This window comes from Paenibacillus sp. FSL L8-0708, from assembly GCF_038009325.1.
Lineage (GTDB): Bacteria > Bacillota > Bacilli > Paenibacillales > Paenibacillaceae > Paenibacillus_AQ > Paenibacillus_AQ odorifer.
Map to the genome: position 1 here is coordinate 3,913,493 of NZ_JBBPBC010000001.1, position 26,521 is coordinate 3,940,013.

19 protein-coding genes are annotated in these 26,521 nt (G+C 42.9%); 13 read left to right on the forward strand and 6 right to left on the reverse strand.

Annotated elements, in window-relative coordinates; genetic code table 11:
- The first annotated feature begins 4 nt into the window (after positions 1-4).
- Positions 5-145, forward strand: coding sequence for a hypothetical protein (locus NYE58_RS18580; protein ID WP_248548295.1), 141 nt, complete (start codon positions 5-7; stop codon positions 143-145).
- A 117-nt stretch (positions 146-262) separates the two neighbouring features.
- Here NYE58_RS18580 and NYE58_RS18585 read toward each other — a convergent pair whose 3' ends face one another.
- Together NYE58_RS18585 and NYE58_RS18590 are read right to left on the reverse strand one after the other, a co-directional pair.
- Positions 263-3,004, reverse strand: coding sequence for a hypothetical protein (locus NYE58_RS18585; protein WP_341002600.1), 2,742 nt, complete (start codon positions 3,002-3,004; stop codon positions 263-265).
- A gap of 68 nt (positions 3,005-3,072) precedes the next feature.
- Positions 3,073-3,969, reverse strand: a complete 897-nt coding sequence (locus NYE58_RS18590; protein WP_341002601.1) for a ketopantoate reductase family protein — start codon at positions 3,967-3,969, stop codon at positions 3,073-3,075.
- A 161-nt stretch (positions 3,970-4,130) separates the two neighbouring features.
- Between NYE58_RS18590 and NYE58_RS18595 the strand changes: the two genes are divergently transcribed.
- The 12 genes from NYE58_RS18595 (at position 4,131) to NYE58_RS18650 (ending at position 20,821) form a co-directional block, all read left to right on the forward strand.
- Positions 4,131-4,709, forward strand: a complete 579-nt coding sequence (locus tag NYE58_RS18595) for a TetR/AcrR family transcriptional regulator (RefSeq protein ID WP_076278503.1) — start codon at positions 4,131-4,133, stop codon at positions 4,707-4,709.
- A 594-nt stretch (positions 4,710-5,303) separates the two neighbouring features.
- Entirely contained in the window at positions 5,304-5,867 is a 564-nt protein-coding gene (locus NYE58_RS18600; protein WP_076278078.1) for a TetR/AcrR family transcriptional regulator, read from the forward strand.
- Between the two features lie 25 nt (positions 5,868-5,892).
- Entirely contained in the window at positions 5,893-7,128 is a 1,236-nt protein-coding gene (locus NYE58_RS18605; protein WP_341002602.1) for an MFS transporter, read from the forward strand.
- A gap of 5 nt (positions 7,129-7,133) precedes the next feature.
- Complete coding sequence (locus NYE58_RS18610) at positions 7,134-7,691, forward strand: FAD-dependent monooxygenase (RefSeq protein ID WP_341002603.1); 558 nt, start codon at positions 7,134-7,136, stop codon at positions 7,689-7,691.
- Positions 7,628-8,344: an FAD-dependent monooxygenase gene (locus NYE58_RS18615; protein ID WP_341002604.1), complete on the forward strand. Its 717-nt coding sequence runs from the start codon at positions 7,628-7,630 to the stop codon at positions 8,342-8,344. The genes NYE58_RS18610 and NYE58_RS18615 overlap by 64 nt, the downstream gene beginning before the upstream one ends.
- Before the next feature lie 142 nt (positions 8,345-8,486).
- Complete coding sequence (locus NYE58_RS18620; RefSeq protein ID WP_341002605.1) at positions 8,487-10,229, forward strand: sensor histidine kinase; 1,743 nt, start codon at positions 8,487-8,489, stop codon at positions 10,227-10,229.
- Complete coding sequence (locus NYE58_RS18625; protein ID WP_341002606.1) at positions 10,184-11,821, forward strand: response regulator; 1,638 nt, start codon at positions 10,184-10,186, stop codon at positions 11,819-11,821. The genes NYE58_RS18620 and NYE58_RS18625 overlap by 46 nt, the downstream gene beginning before the upstream one ends.
- Positions 11,818-13,560, forward strand: a complete 1,743-nt coding sequence (locus NYE58_RS18630; RefSeq protein ID WP_076184975.1) for an extracellular solute-binding protein — start codon at positions 11,818-11,820, stop codon at positions 13,558-13,560. Before NYE58_RS18625 ends, NYE58_RS18630 begins: the two co-directional genes overlap by 4 nt.
- 227 nt (positions 13,561-13,787) lie before the next feature.
- Positions 13,788-17,138, forward strand: a complete 3,351-nt coding sequence (locus tag NYE58_RS18635) for a glycoside hydrolase family 9 protein (protein WP_341002607.1) — start codon at positions 13,788-13,790, stop codon at positions 17,136-17,138.
- A 175-nt stretch (positions 17,139-17,313) separates the two neighbouring features.
- Positions 17,314-18,219 carry an ABC transporter permease gene (locus NYE58_RS18640; protein ID WP_341002608.1) on the forward strand — a complete coding sequence of 302 codons (906 nt, stop codon included), beginning with the start codon at positions 17,314-17,316 and terminating at the stop codon, positions 18,217-18,219.
- Positions 18,220-18,232: 13 nt separating this feature from the next.
- The gene (locus NYE58_RS18645) at positions 18,233-19,168 is read left to right on the forward strand and encodes a carbohydrate ABC transporter permease (protein WP_081383287.1); all 936 of its coding nucleotides are present in this window, start codon (positions 18,233-18,235) and stop codon (positions 19,166-19,168) included.
- 90 nt (positions 19,169-19,258) lie between these two features.
- Complete coding sequence (locus tag NYE58_RS18650) at positions 19,259-20,821, forward strand: ABC transporter substrate-binding protein (protein WP_076219240.1); 1,563 nt, start codon at positions 19,259-19,261, stop codon at positions 20,819-20,821.
- Positions 20,822-20,923: 102 nt separating this feature from the next.
- On the opposite strand, the gene NYE58_RS18655 is transcribed toward NYE58_RS18650, so the two are convergent.
- The 4 genes from NYE58_RS18655 to NYE58_RS18670 form a co-directional block, all read right to left on the reverse strand.
- Positions 20,924-22,684, reverse strand: a complete 1,761-nt coding sequence (locus NYE58_RS18655; RefSeq protein WP_036677200.1) for an ABC transporter ATP-binding protein — start codon at positions 22,682-22,684, stop codon at positions 20,924-20,926.
- On the reverse strand, positions 22,684-24,435 hold the full coding sequence (locus NYE58_RS18660) for an ABC transporter ATP-binding protein (protein ID WP_076130605.1): 1,752 nt from the start codon (positions 24,433-24,435) through the stop codon (positions 22,684-22,686). Before NYE58_RS18660 ends, NYE58_RS18655 begins: the two co-directional genes overlap by 1 nt.
- Before the next feature lie 119 nt (positions 24,436-24,554).
- Entirely contained in the window at positions 24,555-25,610 is a 1,056-nt protein-coding gene (locus tag NYE58_RS18665; RefSeq protein ID WP_081387692.1) for a HAMP domain-containing sensor histidine kinase, read from the reverse strand.
- Positions 25,607-26,281 (reverse strand): response regulator transcription factor, encoded by a 675-nt coding sequence (locus NYE58_RS18670; RefSeq protein WP_036677195.1) that lies wholly within the window; start codon positions 26,279-26,281, stop codon positions 25,607-25,609. The genes NYE58_RS18665 and NYE58_RS18670 overlap by 4 nt, the downstream gene beginning before the upstream one ends.
- Positions 26,282-26,521 lie beyond the last annotated feature (240 nt).

Here is a 26,521-nt window from a genome sequence, read left to right on the forward strand (position 1 = left end):
TCACTTGGCTCTAGCTCTTTTTGCTTTCGGAAATGATAGTTGGGATGGTGACGGCAGTTTCAAAATCACGATGAATCTGGCTGAGCTGGTGAACAGCAGCGGGATCACACGTAGCAAAGAAATGACCGTAGTCGTTAAGGAATAGAACAGGGACAAAAAATCACAAATTTAGGCAACCAGTCGCCGAAAAAACAGGGATGACTGGTTGCCTTTTTTGAGTTATAAACTGCATTATAAGGGAACTGGAATCTTGAATATTCCTTTAATTACTATACTTTTTCAAAGCATCTGCCATATCCAATTTATATTGATCTACTTTTTTTAAATTATCGATAGTTGCTACAACCATTTGGAAAAGATACTCAGATGTTCCTCCTAATTTTAGATTGTTACGTATTAAATTCATTACAATGTCCAAAACGATTGATGACGGAATGAGGACATCTGTAAGTCTAAACGTATGAGAAAAGGATTGTGACCCTAAAGGCCATGGTAAGTCAATCGAAAAAGAAACCGGCACCTTAATATCCAATTTGAAATTTTTCATATTTAAACCTTTTTCAAGTTGATTCTGGATCTCCCCAAAAATATAATCGTTAAAAATCTCGGAAAATTTAGTAAAAGTAAAGTCGGAAACGTCTCGGCAAAGATCCACGAGCTTACGAGGATTGAACTTGATTTCTTTCACTGTCATAACAACAGGAGGGATGATTGCTTCTTGAATTATAGCTTCGACTGCTCCTCTTAACCCTTTGAAAAATTCATCTTTTACTTTACCGGCACCGATTAGAGAAAAAATGTTAAACGTTAATACGTCAGCGGCTTTTTCAGCGATTTCCATTACTGGTTCAATCAGTTCTTTCATTAGTTTTTCTTGCATCAGCTTAGTTATGAAGTCGGTAATAGTATTTAATATCTTGGCTATTTCATTTAGCCAGCGTTCGATTATGGCGAGTAGTTCATCGATCAAGGCTTGAAACAACGCTGGAATCAGATTTAGAGCGAATTGAATCATATGATCAGTTAAATGATTTATCAATATTTTGGCTATTGCTTCTATTTCAGCCATTTGAGGCATCCACATCGGATCGCTTTGCAAATGGTTGGCAAAGTCCACGGCGTTACCTTTTATTGGAGTAAATATGTTTAAAGCATTCTCAAAAAGCTGTTCTTGTGCTTCAGGTGTCAAAGGCGCTACCATTTCCGCAATAATTTTAACAGCTGCCTCCAACGGTTTCTTTAAAATATCTTGAGCTCCAAGTGGTCCAAGAACATTTGCAGCCTGACCTGCAGCTTCGCGAAGAAGACCCTCGATTTGTTCATTAACTGAAGTCTGAATTCCGTCCATGACATGAATAACGCTTCTTCCAAGCATTGTGAGTAATACGCTGGATAATGCTTCTTGCATAGTTTTTATGTCAAAATTTTGAAATCCATTAACGATCTCTGGAATCAGAACATCAGAAGTCAGTTGTATGCAGGGAATCAGGGCTTGCTCAAACAGTATCTTAATCTCTTCCTCGCCAGCCAAAGTGTTCGAGATTGCAGTTTTTCTAGCACTTATTTCCGTATCCACATAATGATCGAAAGCTTGGTTTATGGCTCCAAGCGTTGATCTATAAGAGTTTTCCCCTGTAGTCGAAGGAAATGAGGGACTAAATAAGAACTTCATTGCATCTTGGGCAGTTCCTGAAACGGCAGGTTTCAGAATTGCTGCTATCTCCCGAACGCTATCTACATGTTGAATGGCAATCGTCAAAGGTTTATCAAGTTGAAATGAAAGAAGATCACCCTGGTTCAAATTTGTGTCAGACGGACGGTTCAAATCTGTATTAATTGCACTTTTGACAGCGGGAGGAGGTTGGTAAGACAATTGTGCCGTAAAAGTAGGGATGGTTGCTTTATCTGCCGCTTCCACTGCAAGGGGGAGCAACAAAGCTGATACCCACAAAGCAGAAATACTTCGGACAAACTCCTTCTTAAGCTGCTCGTTTTGAATTAATGCTGATAATGAGTCTAAACGAACAAAGATTTCATGGTTATCCGGCACTAACTGAAAAGAATTAAAACCTTTCAGGGTTTGAATGACTTCTGTGGTTTGTTCAGCTGGTAAAGAAGCAAGGCCAAGTAAACGAAGGATCTCTTCCTTAAAGAACACATTCATAGTCAAGAAGAACAACGATTGGAATTGCCCCCCAATAAATGTAAGAACGGTTTGCGCTAGTTTTTCGGTATTGCTCCCGGTACCTTCATTTAATTGTCTACTGACCTCATAGGCTGATTTCACTCCTATCCTAAGCATAGTACCGAGCATTAATGCTTGTTCCTGCTGTGTGTCAATAGCTTTATTAACAATGCCCTCAATTAAGCCGTTCCCATAACGATTGACCAGTTTTGCAGGATCGGGGAATTTAAAATTGATGCCACCTCTATAACCACCCCCCGCAATAAATCCCATTCCCGCCTCATAGACAAATTGGAATCCAGATTCCCCTAGAGTAGCTGTCTTATGTAAATTACCAAGCATAACAAAATTGGCATACGCCATAAAACCAACCGCAAATTGGGCATACAAATAACCTTCGAGCTCTGATTCTTCTAACAATAGCTCAATCAATTCACCGGATAAACCATTTCCTGACGGTTTATTCTTCAGGATTTTCAATAACTCTTTAACGGTCATATTCATACTTAATCCAGCCGCTACCGCCGCTTTAAGAACGGCTTGAAGTCGTCCAGATAGCCCGGCTTCGTCGAATAGATCCAGGGGCGTTTGTATCTGTACTTGGAGAAGAAGTGAAACTTCGGCACTCCCCAATATTTTTAATTCAGCCCATTTATTTAATAAATTATTGATTTGTGCCATAGCCTGTGCGCCTAACTTATAGTTCATTCCTCTTCTCAAGCTACCCTGGCCCGCAACTAAGGTCTGTCCCTGAATATTTCCCCAGTTTTGAGTTGTTGTACTTTGTTGAAAGATCTGCTGATCTTGATTCAGTGGCAATCTAACACCTCCATATTTACGTTGTTTTAGTATTAAGTAATATGGGCTATGAACTCATTTGATAACTTTTATGGAAAAATTTGCTTGGACAAAAACGAAAACTTCTCATGAAACTTTTCATCCAATAACATTATTTCTGCTTTTCTGCTGATAGCTTGGTTTCCAAACTTAACATCAATGATAAATTCATTACTCAGCATCTGCCGATACCGGGATATAATCTCTTCTTCCATCAATTCTCCCATTGACTTCGTTTCGGCCGGGATTACAGGGATTCCAGCTTGCTCTACTAAGTGAAGATTTTGTTTGATATCTGTAGCTACTTTGCTAAGAATGCTTTCACTTATTGCTGTCTCAATATCTACCATTCCTTCATTCGTATAAAAATGCTTGTTGACTGCAGCGAGTGCAGCATGTGAAACATGAAATGCTTGAATATCTTTTTGTATTTCATAATGCATTTCAGCTGTTTCGAATATCAAAGCAAGCTCCTTAACTCTTTCGGTCGTTTGTCCATTTATTTCACCAAAATAAGTTTTGGAACCAAATTGAGCGTATAAAATATCCTCTTTAATGTCTCCACCTGCACCAGGGAAACCTGGAAGTAACCGATCACCTACGATCTCTAGCCAGGAATTATAACCAATAGTGTTGGTCAGTGTAATTATTGTTTTGCTCTGATTATTTTTGATCGCAGACAGGGCAGATTCTGCCTGATCATATCGTACAGGAACAAAGATAAAATCATAGATGTCATCATCTGCAAGCTTTTCGACCGTCTTAATGGATAGTTGCTTTATCATTCCGTTGTCGTTGTATCTCAAACCCTTCCGCTTAAGTTCATCCAGCCTTTTTCCCCGAGCCAGTAAAGTGACGTCAAACCCCGATTGTGCAAATCTAAGAGCGTATAAACTGCCAATCACACCCGCCCCAAAAATTAGAAGTCTATTTTGTTTTATGTTCACTATTATCATTCCTTCCGACTAACTAGACACTGATTGTTTAAGCAACATCTGTTTGATAAGATAATAGTATGGCAAGTTTATGCTTACAACCGTCAGTGTAAGAAAAGAGTTGCATAGACAACAAATTCCGATAATTGATGTTTTAGAAAGGGGATATTCAGATGGTACATCAAGAAGATCCGAGAGTAATACGGACTCGCCTGTTAATAAGAGAAGCTTTCAGAAATCTTTTACAGACTAAAGGATTTGATTCAATGACAATAAAAGATATCTCACAGAAAGCTACGATAAACCGGGCTACTTTTTATGCTCATTATGAAGATAAATATGCATTACTCGATGAATTTACAGAACAGTCTTTTCATCAAATGATTCCTGAACAAGTAATAAATGCACGGGAGTTTTCAGATGAAATATGTAACCAGCTGATCTTGTTGACTCATCAGTACATCGTTGATTTTTATCAGAAATGCAGAATGGATTCCAAATCCATTGCTAAGCTGGTGGATGAGAAAGTAAAAAATATGCTGCAGCAAATCATTGAAAACATATTTCTGAGAGGGGATAAATACGATATTGCAGACCGCCAACATACAAAGATCATTTCAGCAATGACAGGTTCAGCGATCTATGGCGCTGCATTTTCTTGGTTAATTGAGGGGGAGGCTGATCAGACCGATTTACTTGTGGACATTGTTCGTCCTTATGTAATGAGTGGCCTGGGACTCTTGATAAGATAGAATAGGAGCGCTTACAAGTATTACTCTCGGGACAAATCCCACGAACATTAAAATTTAATCACTTCGCCAAGATTATTAGAAAGGTGGAACCTATGGTTGATTTTGACTGGTCATTTTGGGAGACGGTATTACTATATTTCATGCTCATTTTTTTCGAATCACCAGTAGGTATAATTATCGTAATTATTTTTGTTATTATTTTTATTATGTTTATAGTTGATAAAATCAAGAGAAAAAGAACAAAGAAAAAACAATGATTAACTTAGCTTTGATATCCATGATTTATATGTGAAAATTTAAATAAAAAGGATCATATTGTACATATCGCACATAATTAATCAGTCATCGAATCCTTAATTGCAAATATCCACGAAAACTAACGCTTCGGACCATTCCGAAGCGTTAATTTTTGTATGCGCAAGTTATGTTTCGTCATCTAACGCATGCCTAAATCCAGGAAATAATAATTCTCAAATTAACTATTTTAAATTTCATGAAAATGATATAAGATAGTTTAACAAATGAAACGATACGTATCGTTCTATAATTACACCCTTTTAAAAACTTAAATAACATCTAGGAGGTGAAATGAATATGAACGTGAAAAACAAAGAACCTCGAAGTAAAAAAGAGATTCTTACTGCAACACTTGAAATGTTAGAATCCAACAGTTATTCATCTTTAACGATTGAGGCGATTGCAGCACAAGCTGGAGTAGGCAAAACAACCATCTATAGATGGTGGGAAAATAAAGCGCGTCTTGTACTGGACGCTTTTCTAATGACCGTAGAATCAGAGTTTGAATTTGATAGTAATAAATCCATTCAGGATAACTTCAAACAACAGCTTGAAGCTTTAGCTCGTATCCTCAATAGCAAAATCGGGAAATCCACTTTAACTATAGTTACAGAGAGCGAAGAAATCGCGAAAGATTTTTACGTATTGTTTTTAATGACAAAAAGAAATGAAGCCAAACAATTACTCCAAGCAGCCATAGATATGGGAGAATTGAAACCAGCAATCAACCTTGATATAACTTTAGATCTGCTTTATGGTCCCATATACTTTCAAATTCTCATCTATAAACAAATTCCGGATGCGGATTACATAAACGATTTGTTGATCCATGTCTTGGAAGGCATCATTGTTGCAAATTAATAGTAAACCGGGGGATATTTACTTTATGAATCAGACGATAGACGTTCAGAATTACAATAAGAACTATTCATTAATGACGATTATTTTATTTTGGTGTGGATTAGTTATTTTAACTAGCATGTATATTACAATTCCATTATCCGAAGTATTTTCACATGCCTTTCAGATTAGCTCGAGTGAGGCAGCCTGGATTGGGAGTTCATTTTCTCTTTGTTATGCTTTGGGCTGTCTTTTGTATGGACCTTTTTCAGACAGATATGGACGTAAAGTATTTTTAGTAGCCAGCATTATTGGGTTAACCGTAGTTACGCTTGCATTAGGATTTGTGGATAGTTTTTACGGGCTTATTATGCTCAGAGGAGTACAAGGCCTAGTGGCTGCTGCTTTTGCACCTATTGCGCTAGTGTATGCAGGGGAGATGTTCCCGCCTCATAAAAGACTAACAGCCGTTGGATTTATAAGCTCAGGACTGTTAATGGCAGGTATAGTAGGCCAGGTTTTTAGTGGGATTGTTAACGAAGCTCTTGACTGGCGTGCTATTTTCTTTATTTTGGGGATTGTGTATGGTATTACTTCAGTGATAGTAATGAGGTTCCTTCCTAAAGATGAAATGCTAAGACCGAAAGAAAATGTTCTGCGGAAGTTTAAACAAATGACAATTCTGCTAAAACAATCACAATTGCTTTTGGCTTTTGCGATAACCTTTATGCTTCTATTAACTTTAGTTGGCATGTACACCGTTTTGGGAAGTTATTTAAGCTCAGCTAAGTTTGGACTTTCCTCACAGGATATCCTTTATATTCGTGCATTTGGAATCGCGGGGATGCTTTTAGCACCCTTTTCCGGAAGAATTGCTCAAAAACTTGGAATGGCCGCTGTTCTAAGGGGAGGCTTAGCATTAGCTGCAATTGGGTTGCTTGCTCTAGGTTTTAGCACGAACCTGCCACTTCTTGTCCTAATGAGCGTTGTATTTGTGGCTGGTATCGCGCTGGTAACTCCAGTTATCATCTCAATCGTTAGTCAATTAGGGGGAAATGCAAGAGGGTCTGCGATTTCATTCAATGCATTTATTCTATTCCTAGGCGCTAGCACAGGCCCGATATTAGCTTTGAAATTACTAAAAACAGAAAATTATTCGTTATCCTTTACTATATTAGGTTCTATTCTTTTATTAGGTTTTTTAATCTCTCTTTTTCTTAGATTATCGGCTAGGGTTCCAGTAGTGAAAAATGAACGGGCTGCTTCTTTACCCACAGAGTGATAGGAATGAATAAAGAAACGGAGATTTGCATAGTTGGTGGTGGACCTTCTGGTCTCTTTCTAGGGCTGCTGTTAGCCAAAAACGGAATTAGAGTTACCGTACTGGAAAGTCAAACAAGCTTTAATCGCAAGTTCAGAGGAGAAGTTCTTCAGCCTCGATTTGTAAGGCTCATGAAAGAGTTGAATCTGGAACAGCGTCTTGAAAAGTATGAGCATATAAAATTATTTAATGCTGAAATATGGAATAATAAGAAATATATCACTCAAATTGATTATGAAAAAGAAATGCCGGAGGGACCTTACGCAATTAAAATAAAACAATCCGTCCTGTTAACTTTTCTTTATGATCTGGCAAAGGATTATAGTAATTTCGAGCTCATTTTTAACGCAAAGGTCACTTCAACTATTAAAAGTGCAAATCGAACAGTCGGAGTAAACGCCTTAGTAGATGGACAAATGACTGCGATCCATGCTTCTTTAGTAGTCGGAGCGGATGGACAATGTCCACGGTTAGGAAGACAAGCGATTTTTCTTTTAAGTATAAAAAAGAAGATTTTGATTTAATCTGGTGCAAAATATCGACTAATGAGTTCAAGCTAAATCAAAAACTCCTTTTCAGATTGTCTGATTTTAGTAACTTCATAGGGCTTCCTTATTCCTCTGATTGTGTGCAGATAGGTTTTACAATGAGGAAAGACCAATGGAATTCCATAAAAAGCAAAGGCATCGAACCATTAAAGCTTGAATTCATAAAGGCCTTTCCTGAGCTTAAAGAAGACATTGAAAAGATCATTGATTTCAAATCGTTTGTTTCTATCCAATCAGAGACTTTCATGGTGGACAATTGGCATAATAAGGGTTGTATTCTAATCGGTGATTCTGCACATTGTTCCTCACCACTCGGAGCTATCGGATTGTCCTTGGCTTTTGAAACAGCGCTGGTCGCTGCTGAACTTATTGTTGCATCAAAATTAGAGCCAAATCATGAATACAAGTGTTTAGATCGTTTGCAGCCCATTCGTAATCGGGAAATTCGTTTTGTGCATTTTGCTCAACAGTTGATAATCAGCATGGCCGTTAAATCCCCTAAAGGGGTTAAAAAATTCTCGCTAGCCTGCATGAAACTGATGGGAAATAGCAGGATCGCAAGATATTTAATGCGGAGATTCTTTTTGGGGAGTCCTAAAATAACGGTTGATAATGCCTTTAAATTTTAACGCAGCCTCATTCCTAAGTAGAGTTCATTGGGAATGAGGTTATTTTAATTTGCTGAAACGCAAAGAATTTGTATAGAAAACGCTTTCTATCCATTGTAAAATACAGGTTGAGGTGTAATTACAAAACAAGGATGGAAATCCCATGCGGATCAAATTTAATATTTTTCAGAAAATGTTAGTGTTGTTGCTGATTCTGCTAACTCCGGTCGTGGCGCTGTACTATTATTCTACCTCTAAGAGCATCAACGTCATACAGGAGGAGCTTATCAAAGCCAGCCTGAACCGGATGGAGCTTTTCGTGGCACAACTGGATGCCAGCATTGAGAAGTTCGACTTAGTCTCCGCACCTATGCTCGTTGACACGAACGTGCTGGAGTACCTTTACAACCTCAACATGAGCGATTATTCCCTAATGAAAACAAGGCTGCTGATCCAAGAGAAGCTGTCGCTGGCCAGCGCATCGGGCAACTGGCGCAATGACGTGACCGTCTATTTCCCGCAACGAGACGATAGTATTTCTTCTTCCCCCTCCTATGAATATGACCTTAAAGAGTTTGAAAGCCGATTTTCGCTAGGGTGGAGCTACAGCGAAGATATGGAGATTGGCTCCGGTTTTACTCGAACTTATGTCACTACGGGTTACAAACCAGCCCGTCCGGACGATCTGGATGTTGCCGTTCGCATTAACCTCTACAAGTGGAGCTTCGAAAATTTGCTTGATACCTACAAATCTGGTCACTCTGACAACCCGTTTTTTTACAAAGAAGGACATGCCATTATCGCCAGCCGATCCGCAGATGGGCCCAAGATGGACCAAATTATCGCGGAATTAGGCGACAGGATCAATAGCCGGGATTCAAGTTTTTTAATTCATTCCTTCGACGGCAGGCCTTATCTGATTACCTATTATTATTCCAATATTCTTGAGTGGCATCTCGTCGATTCAGTTCCACTTAACCAGATTATCGGACCTATCAAGCAACAGAGGTTATTATTTGGAGCTTCTTCGATTATTTTGCTCCTATCCTGTATTACCGCCGCATCTGCTTTGTACTGGAACGTACATCGACCTATCTTCCAACTTGTGCGTGCGGTGCAGCGGATTAAGGAAGGCGATTACGCGTACCGGCTACCGAAGAAATCAAACAATGAATTCACGTTCCTGATGCAGAACTTTAACGAGATGGCGACGCAGATCCAAGATCTCATCGAGAATGTCCTACAATCGCGTATCCTTGCGCGCGATGCCACGCTAAAACAGCTACAAGCACAGATCCATCCTCATTTTCTGTACAATTGTTTGGGTTTCATCATTAATATGACCAAAATGGGAAAGAATCGGGCAGTTATAGACATGGCGTATCATCTGGCCGACTATTACCGGTATACGACGCGAATGGATAATCAAGGAGTCAGCCTGGGTGAAGAACTGGCGTTCGTGCGCATTCACCTCGAGATTCTTCGGCTTCGCAATGAGACACTGTCCTACAGCATCGAACTGCCTGAAGAGTTGGCGGAGCTGCGAATTCCCCGGCTTCTTATCCAACCAATCGTGGAGAATGCGATCGTGCATGGACTTGAGAACGTCGAATATCCAGGCCGGGTTGAAATTAGAGTTTACGTCAATGAAGACCAATTGCACTTGGAAGTGGAGGATAACGGAAAAGGATTAAATAAAGAACGGATGGACCAACTGCAAATGGAGCTTCATATTCCGGCCAGCGAATATGCAGGCTGCGGTCTTTGGAACGTATATCAAAGACTGCAGGGCAACTTCGGTTCAGACGCTCAAATTGAGTTTTGCCCGTCCAGACTGGGTGGTCTAAACGTGAGGCTGATTTGGAGACAGGGGATGAAAGAAGAAACGAAGGAGGAAGAGCATTGAATAGCCTGCTTGTAGTTGATGACGAGAAACATTATGCGGACAGTCTGGCAGATACGATTCCATGGGAAACACTTGGTATCTCCCGCGTTTGGAAGGCTTACAGCGCGAGCGAGGCACTTGCTCTGATAGACTCCTTCCCCATTGACATCCTTATGACGGATATCCGTATGCCACGCATGAACGGCCTGGAACTGATCGAACAGGCCAGGCTTCGTATTCCAGGGCTGAAGTGCCTGCTGCTCACAGGTTATGCGGACTTCGATTACGCCCGAAAAGCGATTGAGCTGCAAGCGCTCGATTACCTGATGAAGCCCGCGAAGGACGAGCAGCTACTTACGGCAATGGGCCGGATCATTAAGCAGCTTGAGCAGGAGCGATCAATCGAACAGGGCTTCCGTATCTACCGAGACAATAGTGCAGAACTGAAAGCAGGGTTGTTGCTCAAAGTGCTCAGCGGAAATCTGAATGGCAAGGCGCTTGCGGAGAAGTTAAAGCTGTTTGACCTCCCTCTTCCAATACCAGGTCATGTCTCTATGTGCCTTGTTCGGTTGGGTTCCCCTTTCGACGGACAAGATCTCTATTCGCAGTCACTGATCCGGTTCGCGGTAACAAACATGCTGGAAGAATTGCTGATGGACCGCTATGACTGCTGGTCGGCTGCGGATGATGAAGGAAACCTGCTCGCTCTGGTATACGACCTATCAGGAGCACCACCCGAACCGGAATGGGTGCTTGAGCGGATAGAGCGATTAAAGAAAGAAGTACAGCGTTTGCTTAAAGGTGAAATTTCTGTAGGAAAAACCGACTGTCTATTCCCGGAAGAACTGCAAGCTAGTTATATGACAGCTAAATCACGATTGGATAGTGACAGTTTTTCGGATGGGCAGGTGCCAGAGCGAAATGAAGAGGAAGCGCGTCTTATGCGCAAGCTCTATGAAACGCCTCTGCTGACACATCTTTTGGAAACGGAGCAATGGGAAGCGGCGGAAGCTAAGATCCGAGCGTTCGTGTCACCGCTTATGCATACGGGTTCACCTTACCTCATGCGCGACGTCTTTTTCTTTCTCTCCAATGCCTTCCAGTATATCGCGAATCGCAGTGGCAGGACGCTGGCCCAAATGCTCACTCCTGAGCAATCGGCTTTCGTAAAAGGAAAAGCAATGCTGCACGCGTCGCAGCTGGAAAGCTGGGCGCTCGACTTACTACGCACACTTCGCGATAAGCTAGGGGAGGAGACCGAGGACCACAGCCAGGTGATCGTCCGGAAGACGCAACTCTACATCCAGAAGGAGCTGGACAAGGACTTGTCACTTACTTTGCTGGCCAAACGCGTCTTCGTACATCCTAACCATCTGTCAAAAATCTTTAAGCAGTGTACAGGCACTACCGTATCCCAATATATTTACGAGCAGCGTATGCTCAAAGCCTGCGAGATACTCAAGCATACAAATAATAAAATCTACCATATTGGTGAAAGCATTGGCTATCCCAATACTAACTGGTTTATTCGGAAATTCCGTGACTATTATCAGGTGACGCCGCAGGAATTCAGGGATAGATACCGATCGGGAATGGAGGGATTGGGCCGGTGAAAAAACAAAAAAGAAAGGCCATCTTTCTATGGGCAGTTCTGAGCGGAGTGCTGCTAGTTTCCGGCTGTTTAAGTAGCACAGGGAAAACGGCACAAAACAGTACATCCAATGGGGAAAAGATTCCGGTATGGGACTTTAAATACGATCCGCCTATAACGATCACAACAGGAATCGTAGACGAGAATCGGCCTAACGCATTCAAGCCAGATGAGAGCCTTACTGACAACGTGCATACCCGCTGGATGGAAGATAATCTGGGAATCGTCACGAAGTTTGATTGGATTGTCAGCAAGTTCGAAGATGCAGATACCAAAATTCGGCTCGCGCTGGCTGTGAATGGCAAGCTGCCGGACACCCTTAGCGCTGAAGGAGACATCCTGAAGTATCTGCTCAAAGCCGACAAGTTGCTTCCGCTGGATGATGCCATCGAGAAGTATGCTCATCCCAAACTTAAAGAGGCGCTGGAGAAGTACGCTTATACCATGGCAGAAGTGACCAAAGACGGCAAGATATATGGACTTCCCCGTTTTAGTGCAGGAGATGAGGGAACGGTCATGTGGATCCGTAAGGATTGGCTTGAGAAACTGTCGCTGAACCCGCCTACGACGATAAGTGAGTTGGAGAACGTGCTGAAGGCATTTTCTGAACAAGATCCTAATGGGAATGGCGAAGATGACGAAGTTGGTCTAGCGGTTCCGCTGAAGGAAGGTCCCTGGAGCTGGATGGGGCAGACAGATGCGATTGCCGGAGCTTTTTCAAGGCAGATGATTAGCACGTCTGACATCAAACTGTTCTGGAATGAAGACGAGAAGGGCAGCTTGATCTTTGGCGCCGTACACCCGGATGCTAAGAAATACCTGGAAACGATGGCATCCTGGATGGCGAAGGGCTATATGGACAGGGATGCAGGCATGCAGGACCCGAGCCAAGCGTCCGAACTGGCGGTTAACGGAATGGCCGGTGTCATGTTCGGCCCGTTTTGGATGGGAGCCTGGCCGCTCGGCGATACAGTGAAGGTCGATCCCGAAGCGGCTTGGCAGGCTTACCCCCTTCCTGCCGGACCAGATGGGTTAAAGGGCAAGGCACAAAAGCCGTTGTACGGTATCTACACGGTGTTCAGCAAGGATTTCACGAATATGGAAGCCTGGTTCGCTTATTATAACAAGTTGCTTGCCAAAAATTTCGGCCCGGATGACCCGTACTTCGATCCCCGATTCGCAAAAGGGTTTCACGAAGGTTACGATTATGTGATCATGAACGACAAGGTCATTACTGTCAATTTCGCCACTGAAGGCGTGCCAAATGATAAGTGGCCGCTTGCGGACGGGTCTTCAATGGATATGCGCTGGATGCTCTATCCGCTGACAGGTGGCGCTCCAGCCTTGCCTTATATGAATGCGGATGCAATCAGAAAATTATCTGAAAATTCGGAAGCCATAGTGACGACGCCGATCGAACAAGCTATTAAAGGTTTAAATTCAGCTCAACTTACGGCGGCTGGGGTGGCGATTGCCGAGCAGGGACTCGAAATCCCAAACCGGTACCACGGACCTTTAACGGACGGGATGGAGAAACACGGAGTGTTCCTGCAGAAACTCGCAACGGAGAGTTATCTGAGCATCATTTATGGCGAGAAGCCGATCTCCTACTTTGATGAGTTCGTAGCCCAATTTTACAAGAATGGCGGCGACGTAATCACGAGAGAAGTAAATAATTGGTACATGGAAAACAAGCCATAATATTGTGGCTTGTTTTCTTCTATGTTCCCTTATTTCTTCTATATAACAGGATTAACTTCGTGAATTAAAATGATTTTATTAGAAAGCGTTTTCAAAAAAAGAGGTGATGGTATACGAAGTTAATCATAGAGTAACTCTCACTAACTAAGTGTAAACTTTCGAACTGATTTTTGTATGAAGCGGAGCGAAGCAGTTTATGCTCACAAAACTTTTTAGGAGGAGAGGTAATGAGGAAAAAAGTAAGCGTGTTTCTGGCATTAACTATGTTTGTGGCTATCTTTTTTTCAAATCCGATCAAGACTAATGCGGCAACCCCCGAAGCGCCTGCAGGGTGGAGAGACTTACTAGATTACCAAATATTCAGTAATATATCCGACGGCTGGGCAGGAGATAGCGGGTTTGGATTGGAGACGGAGAACAGCAAGCTGCCCATTGATACTACAGCAATGTACAATGGATTGCCTTCATTATTGTTGAATGCAAAGACGCCTACCAGTCCTTCCTGGTACAACGCTTTAATTACGGTTGCCGGCTGGAAAGCATATGATTTTACCTCTTATCATCCAAATGGATTCCTTGAGTTTAATATCAAAGGAAATGCGGGCGGAGAGTCCTTTTTACTGGGCTTCAAAGACCGGGTATTCGAAAGAGCTGCCGGCAATGAAATTACCACTACTGTAAACATTAACAACTACGTCAACATTTCTACAAGTTGGACCCATGTGAAGATCCCGTTAAAGGATCTAATTCAGGTCTCCCAAGGAATTGATGTATCTTCCATAGATGCATTATCCATCAAGAATAATGGTTTTCAACCTTTAAAAGTGTGGCTTAATGACATTAGGGTTACGTCTCCCGATAAGGAGAAAGAGTACGCCCCCATCAAGGTTAATCAATTAGGATATCCCGTAGATGGAGTAAAGCAAGCGCTTGTAACCGGTTTTGAGGATGTGCTCGCGGTCGATGCAGGTACTCCGTTTAACATTATTAACGCCACAAATAATTCGACAGCTTACTCCGGAACGCTTGTACTCACCAAAAATTATGATGCTATCGATAGCGGGGAGCGTATTTTTACCGCCGATTTCACAAATTTAACGATTCCGGGAAAATATTATGTTTCAGTGCAGGGTCTCCAGAATTCGCCCAAGTTCACTATCGGCGAAGCTAACGAAATCTATGAACCCTTTTTAAATGACGTAACAAGATACTTCTATTACCAGAGAACCGGGATTAATATTACCAGCCCATACACTCAAAATTATCAAAGAACAGATTTTACTCCTGACACCGCAGTGCCTTTAATGTCTAACCCTTCCATCAAAAAAGATGTTTCCAAGGGATGGTACGATGCGGGTGATAAAGGCAAGTACGTTAACGCAGGAGCCAAAGCCTTGTCGGATCTCTTCTGGGCCTATGAAATGATGCCGGAGAAATTTACAGACAATCAATTTAATATTCCTGAGAGCGGAAACGGCATTCCCGACATCCTGGATGAGGCAAGGTGGGAACTGGAATGGATGCTCAAAATGCAGGATGCTGCAACTGGCGGTTTCTATGCTCGAGTGACCTTTCAGGATGACGACAATATGGTAGACAGAGAAATTATCGATAAGGATACGGTAAGCTCGCGGACTGATATCAAAACGACCGCCGATACAGCTACCGCAGCCGGTGTATTGGCACATGCCTACTTAATTTATCAGAATATTGATCCGGCTTTTGCCCAAAGTTGCTTGGATGCGGCAATAGACGCATGGGGGTACCTGGAAGCACATCCGGAAAATATTCGGACGCCTAACACGGGCAGATGGCCTTACGATGTGACGGATGACGCTTCGAATCGTCTGTGGGCTGCAGGCTCCCTGTACCGATCGACCGGCGATGCCGAATACAATGATTATTTCCTGGCGAATTACACCGATATGGGAATATTTTTTGAGGATACCCTTGATTTCGCCAGTGGTTGGGCAAACACCTGGAATACAGGCTTCTTCAGTTATCTGAAAGCCGCTAATCCGGACTCCGGAGTCTTAAGCTGGTATTCGGATAAATTCCAGCAATGGTTCAATGACAAAGTGAGCAGATATAACGATAGCCCTTGGAAAAGCATCATAAAAGATGGTAACTACTATTGGGGAATCACTATGCAGGTTGCGGACACACCGATGGAAATGATCATCGGTACGAAGTTACTGGGAACTTTTGAGAGCAACCGCGCTATCATTAATGAGATTAACAATAGTCAGTTAGACTGGATTCTTGGCCAGAACCCGGTAGGCGTATCTTTTGTATCAGGTTACGGCGATAACAGCGTGAAATATCCGTTCAGCATCATGTATAGAACAGATGGATTACCTGGTGTACCTAAGGGATATCTTGTCGGAGGACCGAATAAATACTCCAACGACATAACCGTAGGAAACCAGATATCAAGATTTGCAGCCAAAAACTATACCGATAACTTCCAAGAATGGACTACAAATGAACATACCGTTTATTGGAATTCAGGGTTGGTATTCATTGCCGCATTCGCAACCGGAAATAGCAGCAACTCGACCATTAGTCCAACGACTGCTGCCTTTGATAAGAAAACAGCAAATCAAGCTGATATTCCGGTGACTCTAACGTTGAACGGCAACACGCTCACCGACATTAAGAACGGTACGACATCTCTTGTTGTGGACACGGACTATACCGTTTCGGGCAACACGGTCACTCTACACAAGAGCTATCTCGCGCAGCAGCCAATCGGCAAGGCGAACCTCACTTTCCTGTTTAACGCCGGTTCATCTGCTACGCTATCCGTTGCTGTGAACGATTCGTCGGTTATTAACTCAACGATCAGTCCGACGACCGCTGCCTTTGACAAGCAAACCGCGAATCAGACCGACATTCCGGTGACCTTGACGCTGAACGATAACACACTCATCGGCATTAATAATGGCACGACTGCCCTAGTTGCTGGTACGGACTACACCGTATCAGGCACGACAGTGACGATTCAGAAGGCATATCTGGCTGCCCAACCGGTGGGAACAACGACGCTGACGTTCAACTTTAGCGCAGGAGCAAGTGCGAATCTTGAGGTCTCCGTGGTCGATACCCCCACTGCCGAAAGTGGATCTATCAAAGTGCAGCAGTACAATTCTCCTGTTACGGCAACGAGCAATTCGTTGAGCCCACGGATAAAGCTGAAGAACACCGGTACCACTGCCATCAATCTGTCCGACGTGAAGCTTCATTATTATTACACGATCGATGGGGAGAAGGACCAGAATTTCTGGTGCGATTGGTCCACTGTCGGCAGTAGCAACGTAACTGGCGACTTCGTCAAGTTGCCGGCTCCTTTGACAGGAGCTGATCATTATCTGGAAATCGGCTTTACGAGCGGAGCCGGAAGTTTGGCAGCTGGAGCCAGCATTGAGCTTCAGATCCGCGTGAACAAGACCGATTGGACGAACTACACGCAGACGGGAGATTACTCCTTCGATCCGACCGATTCGACTTACACCGATTGGAGCCATACAACTGGCTATATCGCAGGCGCTCTTCAGTGGGGAACAGAACCTCAATAAGTAACGTCACAATTGACGTTACGGCTCAATAGTGAAAACCTGAACTCCCCATTACCGCCTAAACAACGGTGTGGGGAGTGTGTAAGACAGTGAAAGGAGTGCAACAACTCTATTGAAAGCTATGCCGCTTCCTACAAATAGGAAACCAATACGTACTGTACGTAATTTTTCCATCGTGAAGAATATTCGTACTTACTGGATGTTCTACGCAATGATGCTGCCGGGAATCGTTCTGCTTGTAATAAATAACTACATCCCTTTGTTCGGGATCGTTATTGCCTTTAAAACAATCAATTACCAGGACGGAATCCTGGGAAGCCCATGGACAGGGATGAAGAATTTCGAATATCTGTTTGCCTCGAAGGATTCGTACATCATCATTCGCAACACATTGCTTTATAATTCGCTGTTTATTGTATTGAACATGGCGCTTCCTCTAGGGTTCGCCTTGATGCTTAACGAGATGAAGAACCGCTTCCTCTCGAAGCTACACCAAACGATCATGTTCCTGCCATACTTCCTGTCGATGATCGTCATCTCGTACTTAGTGTATGGGTTCATGAGCGACGAGCGAGGATACTTCAACGGCACGTTGCTGCCGGCGCTTGGTCTTGATTCCGTACGCTGGTACTTCACGAAAGAAGTGTGGCCGATCGTTTTGCCGATCATTAACACGTGGAAAAACATGGGGTACTACACGGTTGTGTACATGGCAGCAATCATTGGTATCGACGAGGAGTACTACGAAGCCGCGACAATTGATGGGGCAAACAAGTGGCAGCAGATCAAGAAAATCACGATTCCCTTGATCATGCCTGTCCTCACGATTATGACTTTGCTGCAGGTTGGCCGGATCTTCAATGCCGACTTTGGTCTATTCTTCCAAGTGCCACGTGAATCGGGGGCATTGTTCCCTGTGACAAACGTTATCGATACCTATGTCTACCGCACCTTCCTGACCGTTGGGGATATCGGACTTTCCTCAGCAGCAGGCCTGTTCCAATCAGTCGTTGGTTTCATCTTGATTTTTGTATCTAATTGGGTCGTTCGCCGCTTTAACCGCGAGAACGCGCTGTTCTAAGAGAGGAGCCCTTATGACCAATACAATGAGTAAATCCTTATCTGGGTCCAATCCAAAGAATCAGCTGTCGGGATGGGCGTCAACCCTCATCAACATCTTCTTTGTCATCTATTCGGCGCTCTGTATCCTACCGCTTTTGCTGATTCTTTCGGTATCGTTCTCCGATGAGCAGTCCGTTATGACACACGGATATCGATTTATGCCCGAAAATTTCAATCTGGCAGCCTATCGATTCCTAATGAAAGATATCAGTCAAATCGTTCATTCCTATGGAATCTCACTAACCGTCACGGTGATAGGTACGATACTAAGTGTCATCATAATAGCTCTGTATGCGTACCCCATTTCACGGAATAATTTTCCACAGGCAAAGTATTTTACATTTTTTGTTTTTCTAACGATGCTGATTTCCGGCGGCTTAGTCCCTTGGTACTTGGTATACGTACAGATGCTGGAATTAAAAGATACACTTTGGGCACTGATCATGCCGCTGATCATGTCCGCATTCTGGGTACTGATCATGCGCACTTTCTTTAAGGAGACCGTACCTGAAGCTGTGCTGGAGTCAGCAAAAATAGATGGGGCAGGGGAGCTACGGATATTTATCCGAATTGTATTGCCATTATCTCTGCCGGTTCTAGCAACCGTTGCACTGTTCCAAACACTGACATACTGGAACGACTGGTTCCTAAGCCTAATGTTTATTACAGACAACCACAATATATCCGTGCAGTACTTTCTTTACAAGATGATGGTCAACATCCAGTACTTATCCAGTAACCCGAACGCGATGGCTGAAATTACCCGAGCTGGCGGAATGATCAACTTCCCAAGTGAAACCGTGCGTATGGCGATGGTGGTTGTAGGTGTTGGACCTATCGTATTTGCTTACCCGTTCTTCCAGAAATACTTTATCAGAGGCCTGACAGTAGGCTCCGTCAAAGGCTAAGATTGCCGATCACTTACGTGGGCACGGAAACGGCTAAAACCAGTATATGGTTTAGCATATCATTCTATTTTATGGGGGGATTACTTGAAAATGAAGGATACGAAAAGCAAGGCTTCACTGCTTCTCACACTGATGCTTATTTCAGCATTAGCCACTACGGCTTGCGGCAATTCAAACAACTCGAACAACGCTACACCAGATAATGCCGGAAAAGAAAGCGCCGCACCGAGCTCATCAGCGAACTCAACCACCGATAACACATCCAATGAGCCCTCGAAGCTGGAGCCTTATAAACTAAAGCTGGTCTACGAAGGAGCTCCACAGGCGGACGAGGCTATCGTCGAGGAAGCGCTGAACAAGATCTTGACCGAAAAAATCAACGCGACGGTAGATATCGCACCAATCGATTGGGGAGCATGGGATGATAAGACTAACCTCATCATCGCTTCTCGAGAGCCCGTAGACATTCTATTTACAGCCTCATGGAACGGGTATGCAAAGAACGTTGCCAAAGGTGCTTACTTAGATCTCGGTCCCTTGCTCGATCAGTATGGCCAGGGCATTAAGGATAGCTTGGATCCAGCTTTTCTCGATGGCTCCAAAATCGGCGGCAAAAATTATGCAGTCCCTACGAATAAAGAGTTGGCATCGTCAGGGGGCATTGTGTACCGGAAGGACATTGCCGATGAACTCGGCATCGACATGAGTAAAGTGCAAAAAATCGAAGATTTAGATGCCGTTTATAAGATCGTTAAAGAGAAGAAGCCAACCATGTATCCGCTGTATACAACGGGTGGCACATTCGCCTCTCACTCTTTTGTGGAATTGGATTTTTTAGGTGATACGACGATACCTGGCGCTATCGATAAGAATGGCACGGAAGCGACAGTCAAACCGGCCGAAGAGTATCCACAATACTTAAATGCATTAAAAGTAACCCGTGATTTCTTCCAGAAGGGGTATCTTAACAAAGATGCGGCCACTTCCCAAACGTCATCCCTTGATGCTTATAAGACGGGCAATGTATTTTCCACTGTAGAGCCTCTTAAGCCAGGCAAAGCAGAAGAAATCGCATCCGCGACAGGACTTGATGGCAAGCTTGCACAAATTACTTTAACAGGTAAAACGGTCGCCACATCGGAGACTACCGGCGCCATGTTAGCCATCTCATCAACGTCTAAGAATCCGGAACGCGCCATGATGCTGATTAACCTGCTTCATACAGATCAAGAGATTATTAATCTGCTTAACTTCGGTATTGAAGGTACACACTTTACACTTAATGGTAATGTTATGACGCAGACGGAGAAGTCAGGACAGTACGCACCGGGCGTCGCTTGGGAGCTGGGAAATCAATTCCTGAACTATGTCTGGAGTTCGGAAGCTCCAGACAAGTGGGAGCAGTTCAAAAAGTTCAACGAAGGCGCTAAATCATCGCCGGCACTGGGCTTCACCTTTGACAGCGAGCCAGTCAAATCCGAAGTCGGAGCACTAGCAAACGTTCTAAGAGAATATCAAAAGATGCTTGAGACCGGCTCGGTTGATCTGGACAAAGAATTGCCGAAATTTATCGCCGCCCAAAAATCGGCCGGCCTAGATAAAGTCATTGCTGAAAAGCAAAAACAGCTTGATGAATTCCTTGCCAGTAGATGATATGTGTTCATAGCAAATAAAGGACCTACTCATTGTTCTGGATAAGAACAATGAGTAGGTCCTTTTGACTTTCGTTATTTAATTCACAGTGTCAACTAGGCTTTAAGAGGCTTGGTCGAATTGGCTATTATAAAGCTCCGCATAAAAACCATTTTTGGCAAGTAGTTCTTCGTGGCTGCCGCTTTCAAGGATATCGCCTTCCTTCAGAACCAGAATCACATCGGCGTTCTTAATGGTTGAGAGTCTATGCGCAATAACAAAAGAGGTTCTTCCCTCCATGAGCTTATCCATTGCCTGCTGAATCAAGAGCTCTGTTCTTGTATCGACTGAGCTTGTAGCTTCATCGAGGATGAGCATTGGGGCATTTTTGAGCATCGCGCGGGCGATCGTAAGCTGTTGCTTTTGGCCCGTGGATAAATTAACTTTGTCATTTAGTATGGTATTATAACCGGCACTTAAGGTCTGAATGAAATGATGCAAGCCTACCGACTTACAAGCATCTTCAACTTCTTTATCGGTTACACCTGTTTTGTTGTACACTAGATTTTCCCTGATAGTGCCCTCAAAAAGCCAGGTGTCCTGCAAGACCATACAGAATAGATCATGGATGTTTTCTCTTGTTAAGCTGCTGATGGGGGTATCATCAATATATATTTCTCCGCCCTTTAATTCATTAAACCGTATTAGAAGATTTATCAGTGTAGTTTTACCTGCGCCGGTAGGACCGACTATAGCAATTTTTTGCCCAGGCTTAATCTCTGCAGAAAAATCTTTAATCACAAGTTTATCTGAATTTTCATAAGCAAATTGCACATGTTCAAAATCAACTTTGCCCACAGCAGTTTTAAGATGTCTTTCTTTATGACTTTCATTGTCCATTTCGTCAGCATCGAGGAACTCAAAGACACGTTTGCTTGCCGCGGAAGCCGATTGCAGACTTTGTGCGGCTTGAGCAATCTGAGAGAGCGGTTGTGTAAAGTAACGGACATACAGTATAAAGGCTACAATGACCCCAAAGGATATCGTTCCGTTCATAGCAAGTACAGCACCAACTACACAAACGGCCACAAAACCTAGATTGCCTATAAACATCATAATCGGCATCATAAGACCGGAGAGGAACTGCGCTTTAAATGCACTATCTTTAAGATTCATATTCAGGGATTCAAATGTATTGCGCATTTGCGATTCACCATTGTAGGCTTTCACTACAGTATGTCCTGTATATACTTCCTCCACATGGCCATTGATTTTCCCTAAGTATTCTTGCTGACTTTGAAAATACTTTTGGGATTTTTTCATAATTGCCGCTATGAGGCCAAAGCCAATGATAGTTGCAACAACCGCCGTAATAGTCATGATCACATTTGTTTTGAACATCATGATGATGGATCCCGTAAAGAGGGCAAGGGCAGTTACCAGTGTGCCGACGCTTTGGTTTAAAGCTTGCCCGATCGTATCCACATCGTTGGTAACCCGGGACAGGATGTCACCGGTTGTAGAATTATTATAATAAGAGATCGGAAGTTTGTTCATTTTGCGTGAGAGATCGGCTCTTAAGTTTTTGGAGACCTTTTGCGTAACTGCGGACATAATTAATCCTTGTACCAAAGATAACACAGCGCTAAGGATATAGATAAATACAAGGAAAAGGCCGATAGAAGTTACTGCTTCCATATCAATTCCGGTGACGAGGCCGGCCGTGATCAAGTCTGTCATCTCCGAAAGCTTATCCGGTCCAAGCAGAGTCAGAACCGTACCGATTGCTGCACTAATAATAGCTATAAGAACTACAGGGATATATTTTCTGCAATAGTGGAGAAGTTTGCTCCACGTGTTGAGTTGCTCTTTGCTTTTGTTCATTAAGCTAGCTCCTCCTTTGAAAGTTGTGAGTAAGCAATCTCTTGGTAGACATCACAGGTCTGCATCAATTCATCATGTGTTCCCATGCCTGCCATTCGTCCGGCTTCCAGTACAATGATTTTGTCTGCATCTTTGATTGTACCGATACGTTGGGCAACGATTAGTATCGTTGTACCGCTGGATTTTTTCTTCAATTCACTTCGCAATTTGCGATCCGTCTTATAATCAAGCGCTGAGAAGGAATCGTCGAAGATTAATATTTCAGGACGACGGGCAATGGCTCGGGCAATGGAAAGACGTTGTTTTTGACCGCCAGACAAGTTCGTACCGCCTTGAGAGACATGAGCCTCGTAGCTTCCTTCCATCTTTTCAACAAAATCTGAAGCTTGAGAGGTGTAAATGGCATCAACAACATCCGAGGACAGATCACTGCCATTATCGCCAAAAGCAACATTAGAGCTCACCGTGCCGCCAAACAAAATCGCTTTCTGAGATACATATCCCATTTTATTGCGCAGTGCAGTTTGCTCATATTGGTTAACATTAATTCCATCCACCAACACTTCACCTGCTGTAGCATCATAAAAGCGAGGAATCAGGTTCACGACGGTACTTTTTCCGCATCCGGTTGAACCGATGAAGGCTACAGTTTCTCCTTTTTTCACCGTAAAGCTGATATCTTCAATAACGTATTCTTCTGCATCCGGATATTTAAAGCTGACATTTTTGAATTCGACCTCACCCAACCGATTTGCCTTGGAGGAAGTAAGTGATCCGTTCTCTAAGCTTGGCTTAGTATCCAGCACTTCATTGATTCTTTTAGCGGATACATGGGCACGAGGCATCAGGATAAAAATCATGATCAGCATCATGAATGCCATAACCACCTGCATTGCATAGGATGAGAAGACAATCATATCTGAAAATAAGCCCATCTTCGCCGTACCATTGGCATTTTGAATCAAAATAGCACCAATCCAATATATTGCGAGACTTAAACCGCTCATAATCAGAGAAATACTTGGCATCATCATGGATAGTACATTATTGGCGAATAAATTCGTTCGGGTAAGCTCGCTGTTGGCTACGCTAAATTTATCTTCCTGGTAACTTTCCGCATTATACGCACGAATGACACGAAGGCCGGTAAGATTCTCTCTTGCAACACGATTAAGATTATCAGTCAGTTGCTGCAATTTTTGGAATTTCGGAAGCACTAGCACGATCACTATGCCGACAATAAGAATCAATACCCCAATGGCGACACCGGTAGCAAGCGACCACTGCCAACTCTTGCCTGTAATTTTGAGCATTGCCCAAACGGCAAGGATGGGAGCCTTCACCAGCAGTTGCAGACCAATGACAATCAGCATTTGCACTTGCGTAATGTCATTCGTTGAACGGGTAATTAAACTAGCTGTAGAGAAGTTGTTGATTTCTTCCATAGAAAAAGATTGTACCTTATCAAACAATTTAGAGCGTAATCTTGAAGAGAAGTTAGCGGCAATTTTAGCGGCGATCCCTGCCACTATGATTGATGTAGCTAAGCTGCCGAGGGCACAGAGCAACATCCAGCCTCCGGCTGCAATGATTTCGCTCATTTCACTCCCTGGTATCTGTACAAGACGAGTAATCTCGCTCATATAACCGGGCAATTCCAGATCCAGCCATACCTGTGTGACAATGAATAGGATGCTGATACCGATTAGGGCCCATTCCTTCGGTTTTAAGTACTTAAGTATAGTTACCATACATCTGACTCCTTTATGTGGCGTTGCTAAAATGATAACGAAAGAAGATAAACTGAAAGTTAACTTTTCTGAAAAATAAAAAAACCCTGAAAGAACGATGAGGTTCTCCAGGGCTCGTACTACATTCCAATCGGAATCGTAACTGTAAATGTGGTTCCTTGTAATGGAATGCTTTCGCAAGAAATGGTTCCATGGTGTAGATGAATGATTTTTTTAACAATTGCTAATCCAAGTCCATTGCCTGCAGTCGAGTGGGAAGTATCCTGCTGATAAAATTTATCGAATATCTTGGGAAGAGCCTCAGGATGAATACCGATTCCGCAGTCATGAACTAGAATCACCAGGTTATCATCGTTTTTCTTCATCTTAACTTCAATTTCACCATGCTCAGGAGTGAATTTGATCGCGTTATCCAATAAATTTAACCAAACTTGATTTAAAAGCTCTTTGTTGCCGGAGAGTTCATAATCCTGAATATTAACATTCAGCTTCAGGTGCTTCTTCTCAAATTTGGCAGCCAGTAAAAGCACAGACTGGCGAATTTGTTCCCCAACATTAAACCGCATTTTGTTTGTCAGAATCTTTTGCGTCTCAACCTGCGTCAGCTCCAGTACATTCGAAGCAAGGGAGGCAAGTCTGGTCGATTCCTCAATGACAATATCTAGATATTCATCACGTTCCTCTTTAGTAAGATCATCATTCTTTAAGACTTCAGCAAACCCTTTAATAGATACAATCGGTGTTTTGAATTCATGGGAAAAATTGTTTACAAAATCAGTTCGCAGAATTTCGATACCCCCAAGCTCTTCAGCCATACGGTTAAAGTTCTCTGATAGAATTTCAAACTCTGGCGGGCTTTTGAGCTGGAGCCGCATGGAGAAGTCACCACTGGCAAGACGCTCTGTGGCCTCTATAAATATCCGGATGGATTTTACCATTTTCCGGCTTGTGATGGCTGATATCGTGGTACCGATAATTGTACAAGCGATTAATACCATTATGGGTAGTACGAATCCATCCTGGGCAAGCTCTTCGTTCAACAAACCAAAAACCTGTGCGAGAAAGAAGAGTAGTCCTGTAATCACAACGGTAATAAGAAAGATGAAAAATATGATAAGAGAAAAATAGATGGGAAGGCTGATTCTGTTGCTGAGCTTGTTACTTATTTTGCTCACTGGCTTCGCACCGCCTTGTATCCAAGACCTCTGACGGAAACCAGTTCAAACTCTGGATAAGCGTCAAACCGTTTCCGCAAACGATTGATATGCACATTAACGGTTGTATCCGTACTTTCACTTTCCATGCCCCATATCTCGTCCATAAGCTGGATGCGCGTGAAAATCCGTTCAGGATAGGACAACAACTTATACAACAAATAGAATTCTTTTTGCGGAAGCGTTTGTTTCTCGTCCTCCCGGGTTACTGTCAATGCGTCATAATCAAGGATCACTTTACCCACTACTAATTTACGGGCACTTGCGATTTGCGAACGGCGAAGCAGCGCTTGGATTCTGAGCAGCATTTCTTCGGTATCAATGGGTTTGGTCATATAATCATCAGTTCCAATCCGGAACCCCTTTTTCTTATCTTCAGGCAGCTGTTTTGCTGTAGCCATAAGAATGGGGACCAAGCTATCGGCATCTCTTACTTCCTTGGCGAATTCATAACCATCCATATTAGGCATCATGATATCCAGAATGATTAGATCAATATGCTGTGAATCAAGGACCTCCAAAGCTTTAACTCCGTCTTCAGCTGTTACAACATCATATCCTTCGCGTTTCAGAACAGCTTCAAGAAGTCTTCTTACATGCTTATCATCTTCAACTACGAGTATGTTAATCATTACTGTTCACTCCAATAGTAGGTTTGTATCCATTATTACCTGTGGGGAATTTGTTTTAAAGGGAGCAGAATCAATATTTATCTAATCTTAAGATTTGGTTTGAAATCCTTGTAGTCGATATAAAGTGACTCATACATAGGGAGGATTCAATGAAATGAGAGGAATAGGCAATGATTTAATACTATTATGATATCTGTTTTGTGAAAAATTGTTGCATACTAAAATAGTACCCAAACTAAT

Coding starts and splice junctions, on each gene's coding strand:
- NYE58_RS18610 (WP_341002603.1), top strand. CDS start 7,134: ATGAATAAAGAAACGGAGATTTGCATAGTTGGTGGTGGACCTTCTGGT.
- NYE58_RS18620 (WP_341002605.1), top strand. CDS start 8,487: ATGCGGATCAAATTTAATATTTTTCAGAAAATGTTAGTGTTGTTGCTG.
- NYE58_RS18615 (WP_341002604.1), top strand. CDS start 7,628: ATGTCCACGGTTAGGAAGACAAGCGATTTTTCTTTTAAGTATAAAAAA.
- NYE58_RS18670 (WP_036677195.1), bottom strand. CDS start 26,281: ATGATTAACATACTCGTAGTTGAAGATGATAAGCATGTAAGAAGACTT.
- NYE58_RS18600 (WP_076278078.1), top strand. CDS start 5,304: ATGAACGTGAAAAACAAAGAACCTCGAAGTAAAAAAGAGATTCTTACT.
- NYE58_RS18660 (WP_076130605.1), bottom strand. CDS start 24,435: ATGGTAACTATACTTAAGTACTTAAAACCGAAGGAATGGGCCCTAATC.
- NYE58_RS18655 (WP_036677200.1), bottom strand. CDS start 22,684: ATGAACAAAAGCAAAGAGCAACTCAACACGTGGAGCAAACTTCTCCAC.
- NYE58_RS18650 (WP_076219240.1), top strand. CDS start 19,259: ATGAAGGATACGAAAAGCAAGGCTTCACTGCTTCTCACACTGATGCTT.
- NYE58_RS18595 (WP_076278503.1), top strand. CDS start 4,131: ATGGTACATCAAGAAGATCCGAGAGTAATACGGACTCGCCTGTTAATA.
- NYE58_RS18605 (WP_341002602.1), top strand. CDS start 5,893: ATGAATCAGACGATAGACGTTCAGAATTACAATAAGAACTATTCATTA.
- NYE58_RS18645 (WP_081383287.1), top strand. CDS start 18,233: ATGACCAATACAATGAGTAAATCCTTATCTGGGTCCAATCCAAAGAAT.
- NYE58_RS18635 (WP_341002607.1), top strand. CDS start 13,788: ATGAGGAAAAAAGTAAGCGTGTTTCTGGCATTAACTATGTTTGTGGCT.